Genomic DNA, 18,845 nt, shown 5'->3' on the forward strand with positions numbered 1-18,845 from the left:
TCAGGTCAGGAACGTCTTGAGTTCGTGCACGAGTTTCTTGATGTGGCCGGAGATCACCGGTGTGCCCAGGTCCTTGAACCGCTCCCGGAACCACGGGTTGACGCTGCCGCGCCCGGAGCTGGTCACCGAGCCGACCGGGATGAACTTGGCGCCCGAGCGGTGCACGGCGGCGAAGCTGTCGAACAGCTCCTGGGTCCGCCACTCGTAGAAGTCGGATATCCAGACCACGACGGTGTTGCGCGGCTCCGCGATCTTCGGCTGGGCGAGCGCCATGGCGACCGTACCGTCCGTGCCGCCGCCGAGCTTGGTGCGCAGCAGCGTCTCGAACGGGTCGTGCGCCCACGGTGTGAGGTCCAGCGCCTGCGTGTCGTAGGCGATCAGATGGACGTCGACCTTCGGGAGCCCGGCGAAGATGGACGCCAGGATGGTGCAGTTGACCATCGAGTCGACCATGGAGCCCGACTGGTCCACCACGACGATCAGCCGCTGGGGCGTCGTCTTGCGGCTGGTGTGCCGGTAGTAGAGGCGGTCGACGTAGAGCCGCTCCTCCTCCGGGCTCCAGTTGGTGAGGTTCTTCCAGATGGTGCGGTCGAGATCGAGGTTGCGGAAGACCCGCTTGGGCGGCACGGAGCGGTCCAGCTCACCGACCGTGGCCTTCTCCACCTGGGTGCGCAGCACCTGCGCGACCTCGTCCACATACCGCTTGATCAGCGACTTCGCGTTCGCCAGGGCCACCCCGGAGAGGTTGTCCTTGTCGCGCAGCAGCTGCTCGACCAGGGACATGCTCGGGGTCAGCCGGGCCGCCAGCTGCGGGTCGGCCAGCACCTCGCGCAGCCGCATCCGCTGGACGAGCCCGGCCTCGATGGCGCCGAGTTCGGGGCCGATCTCGGGGACGAGCCGGCTCAGGTCGGGGGCGGGCGCGCCGTAGCCGGTGCCGTTGCCCGCCGCCGTGCGGCCCCCGCTTCCGCCGCCGCGCAGCTCGCCCGGCTTGCACCCGAGGGCCCGCTCCAGCCAGTCGGCGTCGGCCTGCCAGCGGGCCAGCTGTCCGGCGGTGACCTCGCCGGGGCGGGAGGCGAACACGTTCAGCAGCAGCTTGGAGGCGAGCGCGGCGCGGCGTACCTCGGCGGTGCGGTCGCGGGCGCCGTCCGGGTCCGGCTCGGGCGTCATCAGGCCGTCGAGTTCGGCGGCCAGCTCAGGGTGGCGCTGGACGACGGAGTCCACGGAGGCGTCCGGGTCGAGCAGTGCGGGCGGCAGCCCGATGTCCTCGACCACGGCGAGGGACGCGGACTCCAGCCCCGCCTGCTCCTCGGGGTCGAAGAGCCGGGCGAGGAGACGCCAGTAGAGGACCTGGCGGCGGTTCTCCTGGGGATCGGGAGCGGTGTTGACGGGGGTGCCCCGGCCGGTGCCGGGGGTGATGTCCTGCGAGGTGTCCTGGGTCATTTGCGCAGCAGCCTCCCCGCCCGCTCGCGCAGCACGGTCACCGCGTCCGTGGCCGCCTTCTCCGCCCGTATCCCCGCCTTGTCGGTCGTACCGCCGGCCCAGGCACCCGCGTGCACCGCGACCGCCTTCTTCCGCACCGTCCGCTCCACCGCGAGCGGCTGGAGCAGGAACTCCCCGTCGTCCCAGCGCAGCAGCCCCAGGCACGCGGACGACGCGGCGACGGCCTCCGGCGTGAGCGGCCCGGCGGCCGGGACGCGGTCGGCGTCGACCCGCAGCCGGCACCCGGCGAGGTCGAGGGCGACGCCGTCGGTCTCGTCCACCGCGTACCCCTCCACCAGGACCGGCACCGCGATCCGCGCCGGATGCCGGTCGAGCGGCGCGGCCGGGAAGGCGAGGGCGGTGGGCAGGGCCACCCGGGCCGTGGTGAACGGCCCGGCGGACTCACCGGCGCGGGCCCGCGCGTCGTCCCACAGCAGGTCGCCCTCGCCGGTGACCGGCATGGCGTCCAGGTCCATCGCCCGGCCCTCGCCCAGTGCCGCGAGCAGCGACATGTGCGGGCGCAGCAGCTGCCACAGACCGGCGCCGACGATCGAATCGGGCTTCGGCGCGGACACCGAGGCCCGCACCAGCCGGGCCGTACCGCCGTCGGCGGGCTCGAACACCGCGTGCACCTGGGCCTGTACGGCGGTGGCGTGCTCCTGCACGTCCACGCCGAGCGGCAGCAGCCGGCCGGTCACCCCGGTCACGGCCGGGGTGCCGAGCGCGCCCGGCACGGTCAGCAGCAGCGCCCGTGACCACAGGTCGGCCCAGCGCCGTTCCGGTATCCGCTCCAGGGTCGCGCCCGGGCAGGAGGCGGCGAGCTCGGCGGCGAAACCGTCGAGCAGCGCGGCGAGCCGGCGCAGCGCCGGGTCGGGCAGCATCGCGGACACCACGGGCGCGGCTCCGCCGACGAGTTCGTGGTCGATGCCCTGCCAGCCGGCCCGCGCCAGCTCGCACAGCCAACTGCGGGCGGCGAGAAGGAGGTTGACGGGCTGCTGCTCGGCGCCGGCCATGGCGCGTTCGTCGTCGCACGCGCGCCCCACCGCCTCCCGCACCCGCTCGGTCAGCGCGTCGTGCGCCGAGCCGAGCAGGGCGGTGCGGGCGGCGGCGAGGGCGACGAAGTGGTCCTCGCCCGCGGCCCCGGCGGCCGCCTTCTCGGCCGCCTCCGCGACCCGCGCGGCCAGCGGCGATCCGGCGACGGCGGCGGCGAGCCCGGCCAGCCCCTCCGCCTGCCCGGGCTGCGGGCGCAGCAGCCCGCCGGTGAGGGCCTGGTCGAAACCGTCCACGGCGGCGAGGACTTCCGCCAGCCCCTCGACGGGATCGGTGAGCAGGTCGACGCGCATCAGGCCACCGCCTTCATGGTCGGGAACCACTGCATCTCCGGCAACGGCGCGGTGGTGGCGGGCAGTTCGAGATAGGCGAGGTGGCGCAGGAAGCGGCTGAAGACCTGGGCCGCGGCCGAACTCCCGTCCTGCGCCGGGCGCGTGCCCGTCATGGCGGCGGTGAGCGCGCCCGCGTCGGTGCCGTCGGCCTCCGCCTTCAGATACCGGGCCACCCGCTCGCCGCCGTACTGCAGCACGGCCTCGCCGATCAGCGCCCGTATGTGGTTGCAGAACGTGCCGCGCGCCCCGCCGCACGGGCGGTTGTTGTTGGTGCTGCACGCGAACGCGTAGGACCCCGCGGCGACCGAGGAGACGTACACCCGCTCGATGTCCGACCCACTGGACACCACCCCCTGCAACCGCCCGTCGGCCAGCTCGACGAACGGCACCTTGGCCAGCTTCCGCGGCCGCGCCGGCGGCACCACCCGCGCCGCGCTCGACCTCTCCCACCCGGACAACACACCACTCCCATGCACACGAAAAGGGACGCTCACGCCAGAGCGGCGGAACGTGAAACGAATCTAAGGGGAGCCACTGACAACGGGGCTGAGCTGGGGTTTTAACGGAACGTCAGCGAAAGCCGGGGCCGCCGCGAAAGAAGCGCGCCCTCGCCGGACCGACTGTCGGCGGCTACGACTACGCTGGCGCCGCCGACCTGCTGCGTGCGTGCCGTCCGTCGACGGCCCCACGCCCGGCCGGATGCTCGGTTACTCGTGTTCTCACGTATGGAGGAGTGTCCCGTGACCGCCGGCGTACCCGCCCCTCGTATCGACACCAGCAAACCCCACCCCGCGCGCGTCTACGACTGGCTGCTGGGCGGGAAGGACAACTACCCCGTGGACCAGCAGGTCGGTGAGACGCTGCCCGAGGAGTCGCGGCGCAGTGCGGCCCGCAACCGGGAGTTCATGCACCGGGCCTCCGCGTGGCTGGCCCACCAGGGGATCGACCAGTTCCTCGACATCGGCACCGGTATCCCCACCGAGCCCAACCTGCACCAGATAGCGCAGGCGATCACGCCGGGCGCGCAGATCGTCTACGTCGACAACGACCCGATCGTCCTGCGGCACGCGGAGGCGCTGCTGATCAGCACGCCCGAGGGCGCCACCGACTACATCCACGCCGATGTCCGCCGCCCCGAGGAGATCCTCGAACACGCCCGCCGGCGGCTGGACTTCACCCGTCCGATCGCCCTGTCCCTGATCGCGCTCATGCACTTCCTGCCCGACGACCAGGACCCCTACGGCCTCACCCGCACCCTGGTCGACGCCCTCCCCCCGGGCAGCTACGTCGTCCTCTCCCACGGCACCGCCGACCAGCACCCCGAGCTGAAGGACCGGGTCGAGGACACGTACAAGAAGGGCGCGATCCCCCTCCGCATGCGCACCCGCGCCGAGGTCGAGCCCTTCTTCGAGGGCCTCGAACTCGTCGACCCCGGGCTCGTGTTCGCGACCGAGTGGTACCAGGAGGAGCCTGCTCCGGAGCAGGAGCGGTGCGGGTTCTATGTGGGGGTGGCGCGGGTGCCGTAGGGCGGCACGGACAGGCCCGACGAGCGCGGCCGCACGCGTGTACCGGTGCGGCCGCGCCGCTGTCAGCCGGCGACGAGCTCCGGCGTCTTCGCGGGCACGGCCGGGATCTCCTCCGCCGGCACGGCCACCTGCCGCGCGTTCCGCCAAAGCCACACCACATCCCGTCCGAACGACCACACCAGTGACCCCAGCGCCAGCAGGACCACGGCGAGCTCCGCCGTGTACGGGAGGAGGCCGGAGCCTGCTGTCAGGAGGCAGATGCCCTGGAGGGCGGCGACTGTTTTGCGGGCGAAGGACGGGGGGAGGGGGGCGTTGAGCCAGGGGGCGAAGCGGGCGGCGGCGACGAAGGCGTAGCGCATGGAGCCGATCAGGAGGACCCAGGGGCCCAGGTCCATGGCGACGTAGACGCTCAGGACCAGGATGAGGAACGCGTCCACCTCCATGTCGAAGCGGGCGCCGAGCGCGCTGGAGGTGCCGGTGCGGCGGGCGACCTTGCCGTCGACGCCGTCCAGGAGGAGCGCGATGGCCGTCAGGCCCACCAGGAGGGTGACCGGGGGCGCGCTCTCGAAGGAGTCGGCGACCAGGGCCGTCACCCCGCCGACCAGGGTGGCCCGGCCGAGGGTGACCCGGTTGGCCGGGCCGAAGGAGCGCAGCGCCGAGCGGTGCAGGGCGCGGGAGAGGACGGCCCAGGTGGCGAACGCGAAGGCGAGCCCCGTCAGCCAGCCGGCCACCCCCATGCCGATGGCCGTGCCGAGCAGGGCCAGCAGCAGAAGCTGAACGCCCGCTCCCACGGCCGTCTCCTGCTGAAGCCTCGCGTCATACGTGTTGTTCAGGGCCACCGCACATCCTCCGGCCGAGTGACAGAGTCGATCATCGCCGCGTACTGTGCGCGGCCTGTGCCCTTCTCGGTACGTGAGCAAGTTCCCGATCGTTCAGGAGGATGCCGATGAACCCCGCCGCCCGCGCGTTCTGGCTCAGTTCACCCGGCCACGGCGAGCTGCGTGACGTCACCCTCCCGGAACCCGCCGAGGGCGAGGTGCTGGTCCGCTCCCTGTACTCCGGCGTCAGCCGGGGCACCGAGACCCTGGTCTTCCGGGGCGGGGTGCCGGAGAGCCAACACGACGCGATGCGCGCGCCGTTCCAGGAGGGCGGCTTCCCGGCCCCGGTGAAGTACGGCTACCTGAACGTCGGCGTGGTCGAGCAGGGCCCCGCTGAGCTGATCGGCCGTACCGTCTTCTGTCTGTATCCGCACCAGAGCCGTTACGTCGTTCCGGTGAGCGCGGTCACCGTCGTACCCGAGCGCGTGCCCGCCGCGCGCGCCGTGCTCGCCGGGACCGTGGAGACCGCCGTCAACGCCCTGTGGGACGCGGCTCCCCTCGTCGGCGACCGGATCGCGGTGGTGGGCGGCGGCATGGTCGGCTGCTCGGTCGCGGCCCTGCTCGCCCGCTTCCCCGGCGTACGGCTCCAGCTCGTGGACGCCGACCCGGCCCGCGCCAAGACCGCCGACGCGCTCGGCGTCGAATTCGCCACGCCCGACGAGGCCCTGGACGGCTGCGACCTCGTCGTCCACGCCAGCGCCACCGAACAGGGCCTCGGCCGCGCCCTGGAACTCCTCGCGCCCGAGGGCACGGTGATCGAGCTGAGCTGGTACGGCGACCGGCGCGTCACCCTGCCGCTGGGCGAGGCCTTCCACTCGCGCCGGCTCACCGTGCGCGCCAGCCAGGTCGGCACCGTCTCCCCGGCCGCCCGGCCCGGCCGGGGTTACGCCGAACGGATGGCCCTCGCGCTCGGCCTTCTGACGGATCCCGCGCTGGACGCGCTCGTCACCGGGGAGAGTGCCTTCGAGGAACTGCCCGAGGTCATGCCCCGCCTGGCCTCCGGCGAGCTGCCCGCGCTGTGCCACCGCATCAGGTACGACGCGGCCGGCTGAGCGGGAGAACGGGTGCCACGCCCGTCCCGGATGTGAAAGGCAATCAGTCCCCGCGACCGCCTGACCTGAGAAAAGAGTGAGAGACGGCTGAACGCGAGCAAGCGGGCAGCCGTACTAGTCGGCAACCCCCGGCGGGAACCGCGGGGGGCACCAGACGCGCCGCACCTGGAGGGTCGTCCGTTGTTCAGCATCACCGTCCGCGATCACCTGATGATCGCCCACAGCTTCCGCGGCGAGGTCTTCGGACCGGCGCAGCGCCTGCACGGGGCCACGTTCCTCGTGGACGCCACCTTCCGGCGCGAGCAGCTGGACGAGGACAACATCGTCGTCGACATCGGCCTGGCCACGAAGGAACTGGGCACCGTGGTCGGCGAGCTGAACTACCGCAACCTCGACGACGAACCCGAGTTCGCGGGGGTCAACACCTCCACCGAGTTCCTCGCCAAGGTCATCGCAGACCGGCTCGCCGAGCGCATCCACAAGGGCGCCCTCGGCGAAGGAGCGCGGGGCCTGGCGAACCTCTCGGTGACCCTGCACGAATCGCACATCGCCTGGGCGAGTTACGAGCGTGACCTGTGAGCGATCTGACCGTGGACCGCGCGACGGCCACCCCCGAGCGTGCCAAGGCCACCCCCGAGCGTGCCAAGGCCAACCCCGACCGCGCCAAGGCCGGCCCCGACCGCGCGGCGGCTCCCGACCGCGCGAAGGTCGCTCCCGACCACGCGAAGGCCGCCTCCCTCGCCTACGTCCCCCCGCAGCCCACCGCCCCCCAGAACGTCGGGATCATCCCCATGTCCCTGCGCACCGTGCACTTCGTCATGCCGGGCGGCGTCGACGACCTCGCCGCCCCCAGCGGCGGCAACGCCTACGACCGCCGTGTCTGCCTCGACCTGCCCGGCTTCGGCTGGCAGGTCGTCCGGCACGCCGCGCCCGGCGCCTGGCCCGACCCGGACAGCACTGCCCGCGAGGGCCTCGCCCGCACCCTGCGCGAGCTGCCCGACGACACCGTGGTCCTCCTGGACGGCCTGGTCGCCTGCGGGGTGCCCGAGATCGTCGTCCCCGAGGCCGAACGGCTGCGCCTCGCCGTCCTCGTGCACCTCCCGCTCGGCGACGAGACCGGCCTGGACCCCGCCGTCGCCGCCGACCTGGACGCCCGCGAGCGCGCCGTGCTGCGCGCGGTGCCCGCCGTCATCGCCACCAGCGACTGGGCCGTACGCCGGCTGGTCTCCCACCACGGCCTCGCCCCCGACCGCGTCCACCTGGCCGCACCCGGCGCCGACATCGCCCCCCTCGCGCCCGGCACCGACGGCGTCTCGCACCTGGTGTGCGTCGCCGCCGTCACCCCGCGCAAGGGCCAGCACCGGCTGGTCGAGGCGCTCGCCGCCGTACGCGACCTGCCCTGGACCTGCTCGCTGGTCGGCGGTCTCGGCCACGACCCCGAGTACGTCGACGGGCTGCGCGCCCAGATCGAGGGGTACGGCCTCGCCGACCGGCTGCACCTGACCGGGCCGCGCTCGGGCGCCGACCTCGACGCCAGCTACGCCGCCGCCGACCTGATGGTCCTCACCTCGTACGCCGAGACCTACGGCATGGCCGTCACCGAGGCGCTGGCCCGGGGCATCCCGGTCCTCGCCACCGACGTCGGCGGACTGCCCGAGGCCGTCGGCCGCGCCCCCGACGGCGGCGTGCCCGGCATCCTCGTCCCGCCGGAGGACCCCGGCGCCATCGCCGCCGAGCTGCGCGGCTGGTTCAACGAGGCTGACGTGCGCCGCCGCCTCAAGGCCGCCGCCCGGGGCCGCCGCTCCGCGCTGGCGGGCTGGGCCGCGACCGCCCGCAGCCTGGCCGGAGTGCTCGGCCGGCTCCCCGACGCGCCGAGGAGGGCCGCATGAGCGAGACGACCACGGTCGCCGGGCCGCAGCCCGGCGACTCCACGCCCTCCGAGGAGCACCCGGTGAACACCGACGACGTCATCGCGGGCGCCGGACCCGTGACCCGCCCCGGCGAGCGGCCCACCGTACGGCTGCGCGAGGGCGACGCCGAGGAGGCACCCCGGTACGCGCCCGAGTGGCTGCAGCTGCGCGAGGCCGCCGACGCCGACGCCCGCGCCGAGGTCCTGCTGGAGCCGCTGCGCACCCGGATGGCCGAACGGCCCGGGGAGAACGGCGGGATCGTCGTGCACGACCTGGGCTGCGGCACCGGCTCCATGGGCCGCTGGCTGGCGGCCCGCCTGGACGGCGCCCAGCACTGGGTCCTGCACGACCTCGACCCCTACCTGCTGCACTTCGCCGCCGTCGCCTCCCCGCGCGCCGGTGCCGACGGCGCCCAGGTCACCGTCGAGACCCGGCGCGGCGACGTCGCCCGGCTCACCCCGGACGCGCTGACCGGCGCCGACCTGGTCACCGCCTCCGCGCTGCTCGACGTGCTCAGCCGCGAGGAGGTCGAGACCCTGGCCGCCGCCTGCGCCGGGGCGGGCTGCCCGGCGCTGCTCACCCTGTCCGTCGCCGGGCGGGTGGAACTGGAGCCCGCCGACCCGCTGGACGCGCAGCTCGCCGAGGCGTTCAACGACCACCAGCGCCGCACCGGGATGCTCGGCCCCGACGCGGTCGCCGTCGCCTGCCAGGCGTTCGCCGACCACGGGGCGACCGTACGGGTGCACCCGAGCCCGTGGCGGCTCGGCCCCGAGCACGCCGCGCTGACCGCGCAGTGGCTGCGCGGCTGGGTGGGCGCGGCGGTCGAGCAGCGGCCCGAGCTGCGCGAGCGCGCCGCGGCCTACCTCACCGACCGGCTGGCCGCGCTCGACGCGGGCGAGCTGCGCGTCGTCGTGCACCACAGCGATCTGCTCGCCCTGCCGCGCCCGGCGGGAGGCGTGGGGTGAACGCGCCAACGGGGGACACCGCCACGGAGGTTCGCGTACGGGAGACACGTCCGGCCGCACCGGACGAGACCGTGCCCGTGGCGGAGAGCGGCGCACGGAGGCGATTCAACTCCCGTGCGCTGCGCACCCACTTCGGCACGGTCGCCGGCGTCGCGATCCTCGGCGGACTGCTGTGGCGGCTCGGCACGGGCCCGCTGATGGACGGCCTGCGCCGGATCGACACGCCAACCGTGCTGATCGCGCTCGGCGTCGGTCTCCTGACCACCGTGTTCAGCGCCTGGCGCTGGCAGTTGACGGCACGCGGGCTCGGCATCCGGCTGCCGCTGGGTGCCGCCGTGGCGGACTACTACCGCGCGCTCTTCCTCAACGCGGCCCTGCCGGGCGGGGTGTTGGGCGATGTGCACCGCGCGGTACGGCACGGGCAGAGCGCCGGGGACGTGCGGCGCGCGGTGAAGGCCGTCGTGCTGGAGCGGGTCGCCGGACAGATCGCGCTCGCCGTCGCCGGCACCGCGCTGCTGCTGACGCTGCCCTCGCCGGTACGGGACGACGTGCGCACCGTCGCCGCGCCGGCCGCCCTCGCGGTGGCGGGAGCCGTCGCGGTCGCGGTCGCCGTACGGCTGAACCGGGGTGCCGCCGGGCCCCGGCGCGCCGGTGTCCTCGCCGACGCGCGCCGGGGGCTGCTGTCCCGCGAGAGCGGGCCCGGGGTCGCGCTGTCCTCGGCGGTCGTGCTCGCCGGACACCTCGGGATGTTCGTCGTCGCCGCCCGGGTCGCCGGGAGCGGTGCCTCCGTCGCGGTGCTGCTCCCGCTCGCGGTGCTCGCGCTGGTCGCGATGGGCCTGCCGCTGAACGTCGGCGGCTTCGGCCCCCGCGAGGGCGTCACCGCCTGGGCGTTCGCGGCGGCCGGGCTCGGCGCGAGCAGCGGGGTCGCCGTGGCGGTCGTCTACGGCGTGCTCAGCTTCGTGGCGAGCCTGCCCGGCGCGGTCGTCCTCGTCGCCCGCTGGTACGCCGGGCTGCGGGGCTACCCGCGTACAGCGCCCGGAAGCTCGCCGGAGACGGGCGCCTCGCGGGCCGCGAGCTCACCCGGGGCCGCGAGTTCTCCCGAGGCCGCGAGTTCTCCCGAGGCCGGGAGCTCGCCGGAGGTCAGCAGCTCGAAGTACGGCGCGAAATCCTCCACCAGGCTCGCCAGCAGACTCTTGCCCTTTTCCGCCGTGGCCAGGGACGGCCGGCCGATGACGCCCGATTCGGTGTAGGCGGACATTCCCGTGGTGAGCAGATGACGGCGGTCGTCGGCGGTGAAATCGGCGGTCTCATGACCAGGGCGGAGGAATTCGGGATGAGCGTGCAGCAGAATGGACGTCTCGATTTCCCCGGCGTGCATGTCGGTGAGCAGCGAGGTGACCACTCCCGCGCGCTCACGGGCCGCCTCCCAGTCCTCGGCGGCCGGGAAGAGCGCCATGCGCTCACCGCGCGCGGAGGCCTCCTGCACGACGTTGCCCAGGACGTAGTTCCCGCCGTGGCCGTTGACCACCACGAGGGCCTCGACACCCGAACGGCGCAACGAATCCGCCATGTCCCGCACGATGGCGTGGAGGGTGGTGGAGGAGATACTGACGGTTCCCGGCCAGGCCGCGTGTTCGTGGGAGCAGGAGACCGTCACCGGGGGAAGGAGGTGTACCGGGTACGCGGCGGCTATCTCCCGCGCCACCGCGCACGCCACGAGCGTGTCGGTCGCCAGCGGCAGGTACGCGCCGTGCTGTTCGAAGCTGCCTACGGGAAGGACGGCGACCTGCGTTGAGACACCCGCCCCCCGCTTCCGTACGTCCTCCGTGGTGTCCGCCGGCAGCACCCCGTGTGCCGCCGCCGCACGCGCGCCCGAACCACTCATCTTTTTCACGGCCTTTCGTCTCTGCTTAGGAATCAGATCATGACAGAAAACCTCGGCGTCCTCGGCAAGAAGTCCCCGCGGCGTTCGGGCGCGGAACGCGTCGTGAATACCCCGCTGCCCACCGCGTACGGGAAATTCCAGGCGATCGGGTACCTGGACCACGACCGGGGTGACGAACACGTCGCCCTGGTCTTCGGCGAGATAGGCGAGGAGAGCGTGCTGACCCGGCTGCACTCCGAATGCCTGACCGGGGACGCGTTCGGCTCGCAGCACTGCGAGTGCGGTGAGCAGCTGTCCTCCGCGCTGCGCGCGGTCGCCGCCGAGGGCAGCGGGATCGTCGTCTACCTGCGGGGCCACGAGGGCCGTGGCATCGGTCTGCTGGCCAAGCTGCGCGCGATGGCGCTCCAGGCGGAGGGGCTGGACACGGTCGAGGCCAACCTCGCCCTCGGTCTCCCGGTGGACGCCCGGGACTACCGGGTCGCCGCCGAGATCCTGCACGACCTCGGCGTCCGCTCGGTCCGCCTCATGTCCAACAACCCCCGCAAGCGCGAGGCGCTGACCCGCCACGGCATCGAGGTCGCGGAGACGGTCCCCCTCCTGATCGAGCCCAGCGAGAACAACATCACCTACCTCCGCACCAAGCGCGAACGCCTGGACCACGACCTTCCGCACCTGGACGCGGTGGGCCACGGCTCCTGACCCCGGCACGACGGGATCATCCGACGAGTCCGGCCGGACCCCGGCCGGACTCGCGCCGCGTCCGGACGTCTCAGCCCGTCACCGCCTCGTGCACCAGGCGGCGCAGCTCCGGGAACACCTTCAGGGTCTTCGGGCGGAGCTGGGTCATGAACTGGACCGTGAGGTCGTGGGCCGGGGCGACCCAGAAGGCGGTCGTGGCGACACCGGTCCAGCCGTAGGTGCCGGGCGCCGAGGGGGCCAGGGTGCGGGCGGGGTCGGTGACGACGGAGACGTTGAAGCCGAAGCCGAGGCCGTCGTTGGCGCGTTCCCGGTGGGCGGGGGCGCCGAAGGCGCGCAGGACGGCGTCGCCGGGGAGCTGGTTGCGGGTCATCCGGGCCAGGGTCTCCGGGCGGAGCAGCCGGACGCCGTCCAACTCCCCGCCCCGGCGCAGGAATTCCATGAAGCGGTGGTAGTCGTGGGCCGTCGAGGCCAGGCCGCCGCTGGCCGACAGGAAGCGCGGGCGGCCGCGCAGGGGCAGACCGGCGACGGGTTCGATGCCGCCGTCCTCGGTCTCGCCGTACAACTCGGCCAGTCTGGGCAGCTGTTCGGGCGTCAGATGGAAGCCCGTGTCGGTCATGCCGAGCGGGCCGAGGATCCGCTCGGCGAAGAACGTGTCCAGCGGGCGCCCCGAGACCACCTCGATGAGGCGGCCCAGCACGTTGGAGGCGACCGAGTAGTTCCACTGGGTGCCGGGTTCGAACTGGAGCGGCAGGCGGGCGTATACGGCCACCGTCTCCGCCAGGTCCGCGCCGGGCGGCACGGAGGACTCCAGGCCCGCTTCGCGGTAGAGGGCGTCCACCGGGTGGCCGTGGTAGAAGGCGAACGTCAGCCCCGCGGTGTGGGTGAGGAGATGACGGACGAGGATCGGGCCGGCGGCCGGCCGGGTGCGTACGTCCGCTCCCGAACCCCCGTCGTACACGCGCGGGTTGGCGAACTCCGGCAACCAGCGGTCGATCGGGTCGTCCAGGGACAGCAGGCCCTCCTCCACCAGCGTCAGCACCGCGACGGCGGTGACGGGCTTGGTCATGGAGTAGATCCGCCACAGCGTGTCGGGCTCCACCGGCAGCCCCGCCGCGCGGTCGCGGTGACCGTGCACGGTGAGATGCGCGACGCGGCCGCCCCGGGCCACCGACACCAGGAAGCCGGGCAGCCGACCCTCGTCCACGTAATGGGCGAAGTGCTGGTCCAGACGGTCCAGTGCCTTCGCGTCCAGCCCCGCCTCTTCCGGGTCGGCTTCCTGTCGCAGCTGTGCCATCGCTCGCTCTCCTACGGTCGCGTCGTACGCCGTGCGGTCCGGCTCGGTCACCGGGACGACCTGTTGTTTCTCATGGTCGCGCAGGATCGCCGGGAAGGACCCGTACGGCGGCTTCCCGCGCGTCGGCGTCCAACGCACCGCCCGCGACGGCTCGTTGAGGCAGTGCGCGGGCCACCGGTACGGCCGCCGCCGCGAGCGCCGCGAACACGTACAGCGCGGTACGCGGCCCCGCGTCCATCAGCGCGGTCGCCGCCGCCACCCCCACCACCGGACCGATGTTGAGCGCGGTCTGCTGAAGCCCGCCCGCGACCCCGGCCGCCGTCGACTCCACCTGGCGTACGACGACATGGGTGGCCGCGACCATCACCGTGCCGAACCCCGTGCCCAGCAGGGCGAATCCGAGGCCGAGGGCGAGCGTTCCCGTGGCCCGGGACAGGGTCAGCGCGCCGAGCGCGAGCAGCACCGTGGCCGCACCGGTCGTCCACCGGGCGCCCCAGCGGCGCAGCAGCGCGGGACAGCAGGGCGCCGAGGCGATCATCATCACCGCGAGCGGCACACTGCGCACCGCGCTCTCGAACGGGTCGAGTCCCAGGCCGCGTTGGAGCACGTACGTCTCCGCGAACAGCGTTCCGAACATCGCGGCCGACAGGGCGACCAGAATGCCGAGCGCCGCCCCCACGGGCCCCGCGCCGATCACCCCGGGCGGCAACAGCGGGCGCGCTGTGCGCCGTTCGTGCCGTACGAACACCGCGCCCGCCACCGCCGAGACGGCGAGCACGGGCAGGGCCGTCGCACCGGGCGCGGACAGCGCGTGCACCAGCGACGCCAAGGTCACCGCGAGCAGCAGCGCGCCCGGGAGATCGAGGCCGGCGGTGGTGGCCCTCGGCGCCTCCCTGCCCAGCGCGGCCAGTCCGAAAGCCAGTGCCGGGAGCACCCCGAGGAGGAACACCGCCCGCCAGCCCAGCCAGGTCGCCAGCGCGCCGCCCACCAGCGGCCCCGTCGCCGCCGCGAGCCCGATCGCGCTCGTCCGCACCGCGAGCGGCATCGCCAGCCGGTCCGGCGGATACGCGGCCCGCAGCATCCCGAGCGTGGCGGGCTGGAGCAGCGCCGCGAACACCCCCTGGACGACCCGGAGTCCGATCACCCAGCCGATGCCGGGCGCGAACCCGACGGCCGCCGACGCCGCCCCGAACCCGAGCATCCCCAGCGCGAACATCCGCCGCTGCCCGTAGCGGTCCCCGAGCCGCCCCGCGAACACCAACAGGCTGGCCACGACCAGGAGATACGCGGTACTGGTCCACTGCACCCCGGTGAACGACGCGTGCAACGACCTCTGCAGGGACGGCTGGGCGACCATGAGGACCGTACCGTCCAGGGCGACCAGCACCGCACCGGCCACACTGCACGCCAGCGTCAGCCGCCGGTTCACCGGCCCGCCTCCGGGCCGAGGTGCGCGGCCAGGAAGGCCCGCAGCAGCGGCTCGAAGTCCGCGTCCCCGGTGACCAGTTGGAGGCTGCCCCAGCGCCACAGCTGGGCCAGCCCGTGCAGGTTCGCCCACAGGGCCCCCGCGACCTGGCGGGCGTCCGCCTCCGGCCGTACCCGGCCCACCAGCTCCACGAGCACGCCGAACAGCGGCAGGCTGGTGTCCCGCAGTCCCAAATGGCCGCTCTCCAGCAGATCGTGACGGAACATCAGTTCGTACATCCCGGGGTTCTCCAGCGCGAAGCGCAGATACGTCCGCGCCAGAGCCTCGGTGCGCTCGCGCGGGTCGTCGGTGCGGGAGCCGAGCGTGGCCCGCACCGAGACGCCCAGCTCCTCGAAGCCGCGCCGCGCGATGGCGGACAGCAGCTCCAGATGCGTGGGGAAGTACCGGCGGGGTGCCCCGTGCGAGACCCCCGCGCGCCGGGCGATCTCCCGCAGGCTCAGCGCCCGCACCCCCTCGGCGGCCAGCAGGGCCACCCCGGCGTCGACCAGCCGGGACCGGAGCCCCGGGTCGGACTCGTTCTTCGGCGACTCACTCATAGACAGTGTCTACCAGGGGACAGTAGACAGTGTCTACGGCGTCGGGGAACGCCCGTCGGGGAATGCTGCGCCCGCCACCGCCCGTTGACCCGGATATGACTGACGACGCGACGACGCAGGACGCCCTGCTCACGCTGCTCTCCGAGGGGCACGGCGGTGTGCTGGTCACGCTCAAGAGGGACGGCCGCCCCCAGCTGTCCAACGTGAGCCACGCCTACGACCCGGCCGAGCGGATCATCCGCGTCTCGGTCACCGACGACCGCGCCAAGACCCGCAATCTGCGCCGCGAACCCCGCGCCTCCTACTACGTCACCAGCGACGACCGCTGGGCGTACACGGTCGCCGAGGGCACGGTGGAGCTGACCCCCGTCGCCGAGGACCCGTACGACGAGACCGTGGAGGAGCTGATCCGGCTCTACCGGGAGGTGCTGGGCGAGCACCCGGACTGGGACGACTACCGCGCCGCGATGGTCCGCGACCGGCGGCTGGTGGTGAAGCTGCGCGTCGACCGTGTCTACGGGGTGCCCCGGAAGTGAGAACTCCGCGGACACGACGAGGCCCGGACCACACACGGTGGTCCGGGCCTCGTCCGGTCACGTCACGCGAACCCCGGCGCTGTCAGGGCTGCCGGTTCCACTCCACGATCACGGGCCGCCCGTGCTCCGTGGAGAGCCGGCTCACCGTCCCCGTGGCCAGCTGGAACAGCCGGCCGTCGGCGGCCGGCAGGCCGAGTCGGCGCGCGGTCAGCACCCGCAGGAAGTGCGCGTGCGCGACCAGGATCACGTCCTCGCCCTCCGCTTCGAGCGCCTTGTCCACCCGGGCCAGGACCCGGTCGGCGCGCGCCCCGATCTGCCCGGGGGACTCGCCGGGATGACCCTCGGGACCGGGGATCACCCCGTCGGTCCACAGGTTCCAGGAGGGCCGGGTCTCATGGATGTCGACGGTCTTGACGCCCTCGTAGCCGCCGTAGTCCCACTCGACCAGGTCGGGGTCGGACTCGGCGCCGGTCAGACCGGCCAGCCGGGCGGTGTCCCGGGCCCGGCCCATCGGGCTGGTCAGGACGACGGCGAAGCCGCGCCCGGCGAGCAGGGGAGCGAGGGACCTGGCCTGCTCCTCACCGCGTGCGGTGAGCGGCAGGTCGGTCCAGCTGGTGTGCTGTCCCGACAGGCTCCACTCCGTCTCGCCGTGGCGGACGAGCAGGAGGTCCCCCACGACCTCAGCCCTTCTTCTCGACCGCGTGGCCGCCGAACTGGTTGCGCAGCGCGGCGATCATCTTCATCTGCGGCGAGTCGTCCTGGCGGGACGCGAAGCGGGCGAACAGCGACGCGGTGATGGCCGGGAGCGGCACCGAGTTGTCGATGGCGGCCTCGACGGTCCACCGGCCCTCGCCGGAGTCCTCGGCGTAGCCGCGCAGCTCGTCCAGGTGCTCGTCGTCGTCCAGGGCGTTGACCGCGAGGTCGAGCAGCCAGGAGCGGATGACCGTGCCCTCCTGCCAGGAGCGGAAGATCTCGCGGACGTTGTCCACGGAGTTCGCCTTCTCCAGCAGCTCCCAGCCCTCGGCGTACGCCTGCATCATGGCGTACTCGATGCCGTTGTGGACCATCTTGGCGAAGTGACCGGCGCCGACGCGGCCTGCGTGCACGTAGCCGTAGGGACCCTCGGGCTTGAGCGCGTCGAAGATGGGCTTCAGACGGTCGACGTTCTCCTTGTCGCCGCCGACCATCAGCGCGTAGCCGTTCTCCAGGCCCCAGACGCCGCCGGAGACGCCCGCGTCCACGAAGCCGATGCCCTTGATGGCCAGCTCGGCGGCGTGCTTCTCGTCGTCCGTCCAGCGGGAGTTGCCGCCGTCCACGACGACGTCACCGGGGGAGAGCAGGTCCTTCAGCTCGTCGACGACGACCTGGGTGGCGGTGCCGGCCGGGACCATCACCCAGATGGTGCGCGGCGCGTCGAGCTTCTCGACCAGCTCGGCGAGGTCCTTGACGTCGGTCAGTTCCGGGTTGCGGTCGTAGCCGATGACCTGGTGGCCCGCGCGGCGGATGCGCTCGCGCATGTTGCCGCCCATCTTGCCGAGACCGATGAGTCCGAGCTGCATGTCAGTTCACTTCCTTGAGGGAACGGTAGGCGGCGACGAGGGCCGTGGTGGACGGGTCGAGGCCGGGGACCTCGGCGCCCTCGGTGAGGGCGGGCTCGATCCGCTTGGCGAGGACCTTGCCGAGTTCGACGCCCCACTGGTCGAAGGAGTCGATGTTCCAGACCGCGCCCTGGACGAACACCTTGTGCTCGTAGAGGGCGATGAGCTGGCCGAGCACGGAGGGGGTCAGCTCGGGGGCCAGGACGGTCGTGGTGGGGTGGTTGCCGCGGAAGGTGCGCGCGGTGACCTGCTCCTCGGCCACGCCCTCGGCGCGGACCTCGTCGGCCGTCTTGCCGAAGGCGAGGGCCTGGGTCTGGGCGAAGAAGTTGGCCATCAGCAGGTCGTGCTGGCCCTTGAGCGCGTCGCTCAACTCCTCGGCCGGGCGCGCGAATCCGATGAAGTCCGCCGGGATCAGCTTCGTGCCCTGGTGGATCAACTGGTAGTACGCGTGCTGCCCGTTGGTGCCCGGCGTACCCCACACCACGGGACCGGTCTGCCACTCCACCGGCGCGCCGTCCCGCTGCACCGACTTGCCGTTGGACTCCATGTCCAGCTGCTGCAAGTACGCGGTGAACTTGGACAGATAGTGGCTGTACGGCAGGACCGCCAGCGACTGCGCGTCGAAGAAGTTGTTGTACCAGATCCCCAACAGGCCCAGCAGCAAAGGCGCGTTGGCCTCCGCCGGAGCCGTGCGGAAGTGCTCGTCCACGATCCGGAAGCCGTCCAGCAGCTCACGGAACCGCTCCGGACCGATCGCGATCATCAGCGACAGGCCGATGGCGGAGTCGAACGAGTACCGCCCGCCGACCCAGTCCCAGAACTCGAACATGTTGTCCACGTCGATCCCGAACCCGGAGACCTTCTCCGCGTTCGTGGACAACGCCACGAAGTGCCGCGCCACAGCCTTCTCGTCACCCAGCGACTCAAGAAGCCACTGCCGCGCGGACGTCGCGTTCGTGATGGTCTCGATCGTCGTGAACGTCTTCGACGCCACGATGAACAGCGTCTCCGCCGGATCCAGATCCCGGATCGCCTCATGCAGGTCCGCGCCGTCCACGTTGGACACGAACCGCACGGTCAGCTCGCGGTCCGTGAACGCCCGCAACGCCTCGTACGCCATGGCGGGACCCAGGTCGGAGCCGCCGATACCGATGTTCACGACGTTCTTGATGCGCTTGCCGGTGTGGCCGGTCCACTCGCCCGAGCGGACGCGGTCGGCGAAGCCGGCCATCTTGTCGAGCACGGCGTGCACGGCCGGGACGACGTTCTCGCCGTCGACCTCGACGACCGCCTCGCGCGGCGCCCGCAGCGCGGTGTGCAGGACCGCCCGGTCCTCGGTCACGTTGATGCGGTCGCCGCGGAACATGGCGTCCCGCAGCCCGAACACGCCGGTGGCGGTGGCGAGTTCCTGGAGCAGGGCCAGGGTCTCGTCCGTGACCAGGTTCTTGCTGTAGTCGATGTGCAGGTCGCCCACCCGGACGACGTACCGCTGGGCGCGGGACGGGTCCGCCGCGAACAGCTCGCGCAGGTGCGGCTGGGGCGTGGCACGGTGGTCGGCGAGCGCCGTCCACTCGGGCCTGCGGGTGAGCTTGGGGGTGTCTGACGGTGCGTCGGACATG

At 73.0% G+C, this 18,845-nt stretch carries 18 protein-coding genes and 1 pseudogene; 8 read left to right on the top strand and 11 right to left on the bottom strand.

Annotation, left to right across the window (positions count from 1 at the left end):
- Genes AB0898_RS29565 through AB0898_RS29575 form a run of 3 tightly spaced genes read right to left on the bottom strand, consistent with a single transcriptional unit; the run spans position 1 to position 3,319 of the window.
- Positions 1 to 1,440, bottom strand: a complete 1,440-nt coding sequence (locus AB0898_RS29565) for a VWA domain-containing protein (RefSeq protein ID WP_366806099.1) — start codon at positions 1,438 to 1,440, stop codon at positions 1 to 3.
- The gene (locus AB0898_RS29570; RefSeq protein WP_366806100.1) at positions 1,437 to 2,822 is read right to left on the bottom strand and encodes a hypothetical protein; all 1,386 of its coding nucleotides are present in this window, start codon (positions 2,820 to 2,822) and stop codon (positions 1,437 to 1,439) included. Before AB0898_RS29570 ends, AB0898_RS29565 begins: the two co-directional genes overlap by 4 nt.
- The gene (locus tag AB0898_RS29575) at positions 2,822 to 3,319 is read right to left on the bottom strand and encodes a hypothetical protein (protein WP_366806101.1); all 498 of its coding nucleotides are present in this window, start codon (positions 3,317 to 3,319) and stop codon (positions 2,822 to 2,824) included. Before AB0898_RS29575 ends, AB0898_RS29570 begins: the two co-directional genes overlap by 1 nt.
- 282 nt (positions 3,320 to 3,601) lie before the next feature.
- Between AB0898_RS29575 and AB0898_RS29580 the strand changes: the two genes are divergently transcribed.
- Positions 3,602 to 4,387: an SAM-dependent methyltransferase gene (locus AB0898_RS29580; RefSeq protein ID WP_366806102.1), complete on the top strand. Its 786-nt coding sequence runs from the start codon at positions 3,602 to 3,604 to the stop codon at positions 4,385 to 4,387.
- Between the two features lie 62 nt (positions 4,388 to 4,449).
- On the opposite strand, the gene AB0898_RS29585 is transcribed toward AB0898_RS29580, so the two are convergent.
- On the bottom strand, positions 4,450 to 5,226 hold the full coding sequence (locus AB0898_RS29585; protein WP_366806103.1) for a CDP-alcohol phosphatidyltransferase family protein: 777 nt from the start codon (positions 5,224 to 5,226) through the stop codon (positions 4,450 to 4,452).
- Positions 5,227 to 5,333: 107 nt separating this feature from the next.
- Here AB0898_RS29585 and AB0898_RS29590 point away from each other — a divergent pair, with 107 nt between their 5' ends.
- From AB0898_RS29590 to AB0898_RS29610, 5 genes and pseudogenes are all read left to right on the top strand, one after another.
- Positions 5,334 to 6,317 carry a dehydrogenase gene (locus tag AB0898_RS29590; RefSeq protein ID WP_366806104.1) on the top strand — a complete coding sequence of 328 codons (984 nt, stop codon included), beginning with the start codon at positions 5,334 to 5,336 and terminating at the stop codon, positions 6,315 to 6,317.
- 180 nt (positions 6,318 to 6,497) lie between these two features.
- On the top strand, positions 6,498 to 6,896 hold the full coding sequence (locus tag AB0898_RS29595) for a 6-carboxytetrahydropterin synthase (protein WP_366806105.1): 399 nt from the start codon (positions 6,498 to 6,500) through the stop codon (positions 6,894 to 6,896).
- Positions 6,893 to 8,206, top strand: coding sequence for a glycosyltransferase family 4 protein (locus tag AB0898_RS29600; protein WP_366806106.1), 1,314 nt, complete (start codon positions 6,893 to 6,895; stop codon positions 8,204 to 8,206). Before AB0898_RS29595 ends, AB0898_RS29600 begins: the two co-directional genes overlap by 4 nt.
- Entirely contained in the window at positions 8,203 to 9,192 is a 990-nt protein-coding gene (locus AB0898_RS29605) for a class I SAM-dependent methyltransferase (protein WP_366806107.1), read from the top strand. The genes AB0898_RS29600 and AB0898_RS29605 overlap by 4 nt, the downstream gene beginning before the upstream one ends.
- Positions 9,193 to 9,389: 197 nt before the next feature.
- A pseudogene (locus tag AB0898_RS29610) lies at positions 9,390 to 10,109 on the top strand (YbhN family protein); the annotation flags it as partial.
- Between the two features lie 101 nt (positions 10,110 to 10,210).
- Here AB0898_RS29610 and AB0898_RS29615 read toward each other — a convergent pair.
- Positions 10,211 to 11,077 (bottom strand): creatininase family protein, encoded by an 867-nt coding sequence (locus AB0898_RS29615; RefSeq protein ID WP_366806130.1) that lies wholly within the window; start codon positions 11,075 to 11,077, stop codon positions 10,211 to 10,213.
- A 39-nt stretch (positions 11,078 to 11,116) separates the two neighbouring features.
- Here AB0898_RS29615 and ribA point away from each other — a divergent pair, with 39 nt between their 5' ends.
- Positions 11,117 to 11,776 (top strand): GTP cyclohydrolase II, encoded by a 660-nt coding sequence (gene ribA, locus AB0898_RS29620; RefSeq protein ID WP_199584337.1) that lies wholly within the window; start codon positions 11,117 to 11,119, stop codon positions 11,774 to 11,776.
- A 70-nt stretch (positions 11,777 to 11,846) separates the two neighbouring features.
- Here the strand turns inward: ribA and AB0898_RS29625 are convergent, their stop codons facing one another.
- From AB0898_RS29625 to AB0898_RS29635, 3 genes are all read right to left on the bottom strand, one after another.
- A complete protein-coding gene (locus AB0898_RS29625) occupies positions 11,847 to 13,070 on the bottom strand; it encodes a serine hydrolase domain-containing protein (RefSeq protein ID WP_366806108.1) in 1,224 nt (407 codons plus the stop codon).
- A 70-nt stretch (positions 13,071 to 13,140) separates the two neighbouring features.
- The gene (locus AB0898_RS29630; protein ID WP_366806109.1) at positions 13,141 to 14,499 is read right to left on the bottom strand and encodes an MFS transporter; all 1,359 of its coding nucleotides are present in this window, start codon (positions 14,497 to 14,499) and stop codon (positions 13,141 to 13,143) included.
- Positions 14,496 to 15,092: a TetR/AcrR family transcriptional regulator gene (locus tag AB0898_RS29635; RefSeq protein WP_366806110.1), complete on the bottom strand. Its 597-nt coding sequence runs from the start codon at positions 15,090 to 15,092 to the stop codon at positions 14,496 to 14,498. The genes AB0898_RS29630 and AB0898_RS29635 overlap by 4 nt, the downstream gene beginning before the upstream one ends.
- Before the next feature lie 95 nt (positions 15,093 to 15,187).
- Between AB0898_RS29635 and AB0898_RS29640 the strand changes: the two genes are divergently transcribed.
- Positions 15,188 to 15,628 carry a PPOX class F420-dependent oxidoreductase gene (locus tag AB0898_RS29640; RefSeq protein WP_366806111.1) on the top strand — a complete coding sequence of 147 codons (441 nt, stop codon included), beginning with the start codon at positions 15,188 to 15,190 and terminating at the stop codon, positions 15,626 to 15,628.
- Positions 15,629 to 15,710: 82 nt separating this feature from the next.
- Here the strand turns inward: AB0898_RS29640 and AB0898_RS29645 are convergent, their stop codons facing one another.
- From AB0898_RS29645 to pgi, 3 genes are read right to left on the bottom strand one after another with little or no spacing between them, the layout of a single operon-like run.
- A complete protein-coding gene (locus AB0898_RS29645; RefSeq protein WP_366806112.1) occupies positions 15,711 to 16,304 on the bottom strand; it encodes a histidine phosphatase family protein in 594 nt (197 codons plus the stop codon).
- A 4-nt stretch (positions 16,305 to 16,308) separates the two neighbouring features.
- The gene (gene gnd, locus AB0898_RS29650) at positions 16,309 to 17,187 is read right to left on the bottom strand and encodes a phosphogluconate dehydrogenase (NAD(+)-dependent, decarboxylating) (RefSeq protein WP_366806113.1); all 879 of its coding nucleotides are present in this window, start codon (positions 17,185 to 17,187) and stop codon (positions 16,309 to 16,311) included.
- Position 17,188: 1 nt separating this feature from the next.
- Positions 17,189 to 18,844, bottom strand: a complete 1,656-nt coding sequence (pgi, locus tag AB0898_RS29655; protein WP_366806114.1) for a glucose-6-phosphate isomerase — start codon at positions 18,842 to 18,844, stop codon at positions 17,189 to 17,191.
- Position 18,845: the final 1 nt, after the last annotated feature.

It is taken from the genome of Streptomyces sp. NPDC005435, from assembly GCF_040703155.1.
GTDB lineage: Bacteria > Actinomycetota > Actinomycetes > Streptomycetales > Streptomycetaceae > Streptomyces.

Bases quoted from the DNA above. Each gene is read 5' to 3' on its own strand.
- AB0898_RS29615 (WP_366806130.1), bottom strand. From the start codon at position 11,077: ATGAGTGGTTCGGGCGCGCGTGCGGCGGCGGCACACGGGGTGCTGCCG.
- AB0898_RS29605 (WP_366806107.1), top strand. From the start codon at position 8,203: ATGAGCGAGACGACCACGGTCGCCGGGCCGCAGCCCGGCGACTCCACG.
- AB0898_RS29640 (WP_366806111.1), top strand. From the start codon at position 15,188: ATGACTGACGACGCGACGACGCAGGACGCCCTGCTCACGCTGCTCTCC.
- AB0898_RS29635 (WP_366806110.1), bottom strand. From the start codon at position 15,092: ATGAGTGAGTCGCCGAAGAACGAGTCCGACCCGGGGCTCCGGTCCCGG.
- pgi (WP_366806114.1), bottom strand. From the start codon at position 18,844: ATGTCCGACGCACCGTCAGACACCCCCAAGCTCACCCGCAGGCCCGAG.
- ribA (WP_199584337.1), top strand. From the start codon at position 11,117: ATGACAGAAAACCTCGGCGTCCTCGGCAAGAAGTCCCCGCGGCGTTCG.
- AB0898_RS29565 (WP_366806099.1), bottom strand. From the start codon at position 1,440: ATGACCCAGGACACCTCGCAGGACATCACCCCCGGCACCGGCCGGGGC.
- AB0898_RS29625 (WP_366806108.1), bottom strand. From the start codon at position 13,070: ATGGCACAGCTGCGACAGGAAGCCGACCCGGAAGAGGCGGGGCTGGAC.
- gnd (WP_366806113.1), bottom strand. From the start codon at position 17,187: ATGCAGCTCGGACTCATCGGTCTCGGCAAGATGGGCGGCAACATGCGC.
- AB0898_RS29570 (WP_366806100.1), bottom strand. From the start codon at position 2,822: ATGCGCGTCGACCTGCTCACCGATCCCGTCGAGGGGCTGGCGGAAGTC.
- AB0898_RS29590 (WP_366806104.1), top strand. From the start codon at position 5,334: ATGAACCCCGCCGCCCGCGCGTTCTGGCTCAGTTCACCCGGCCACGGC.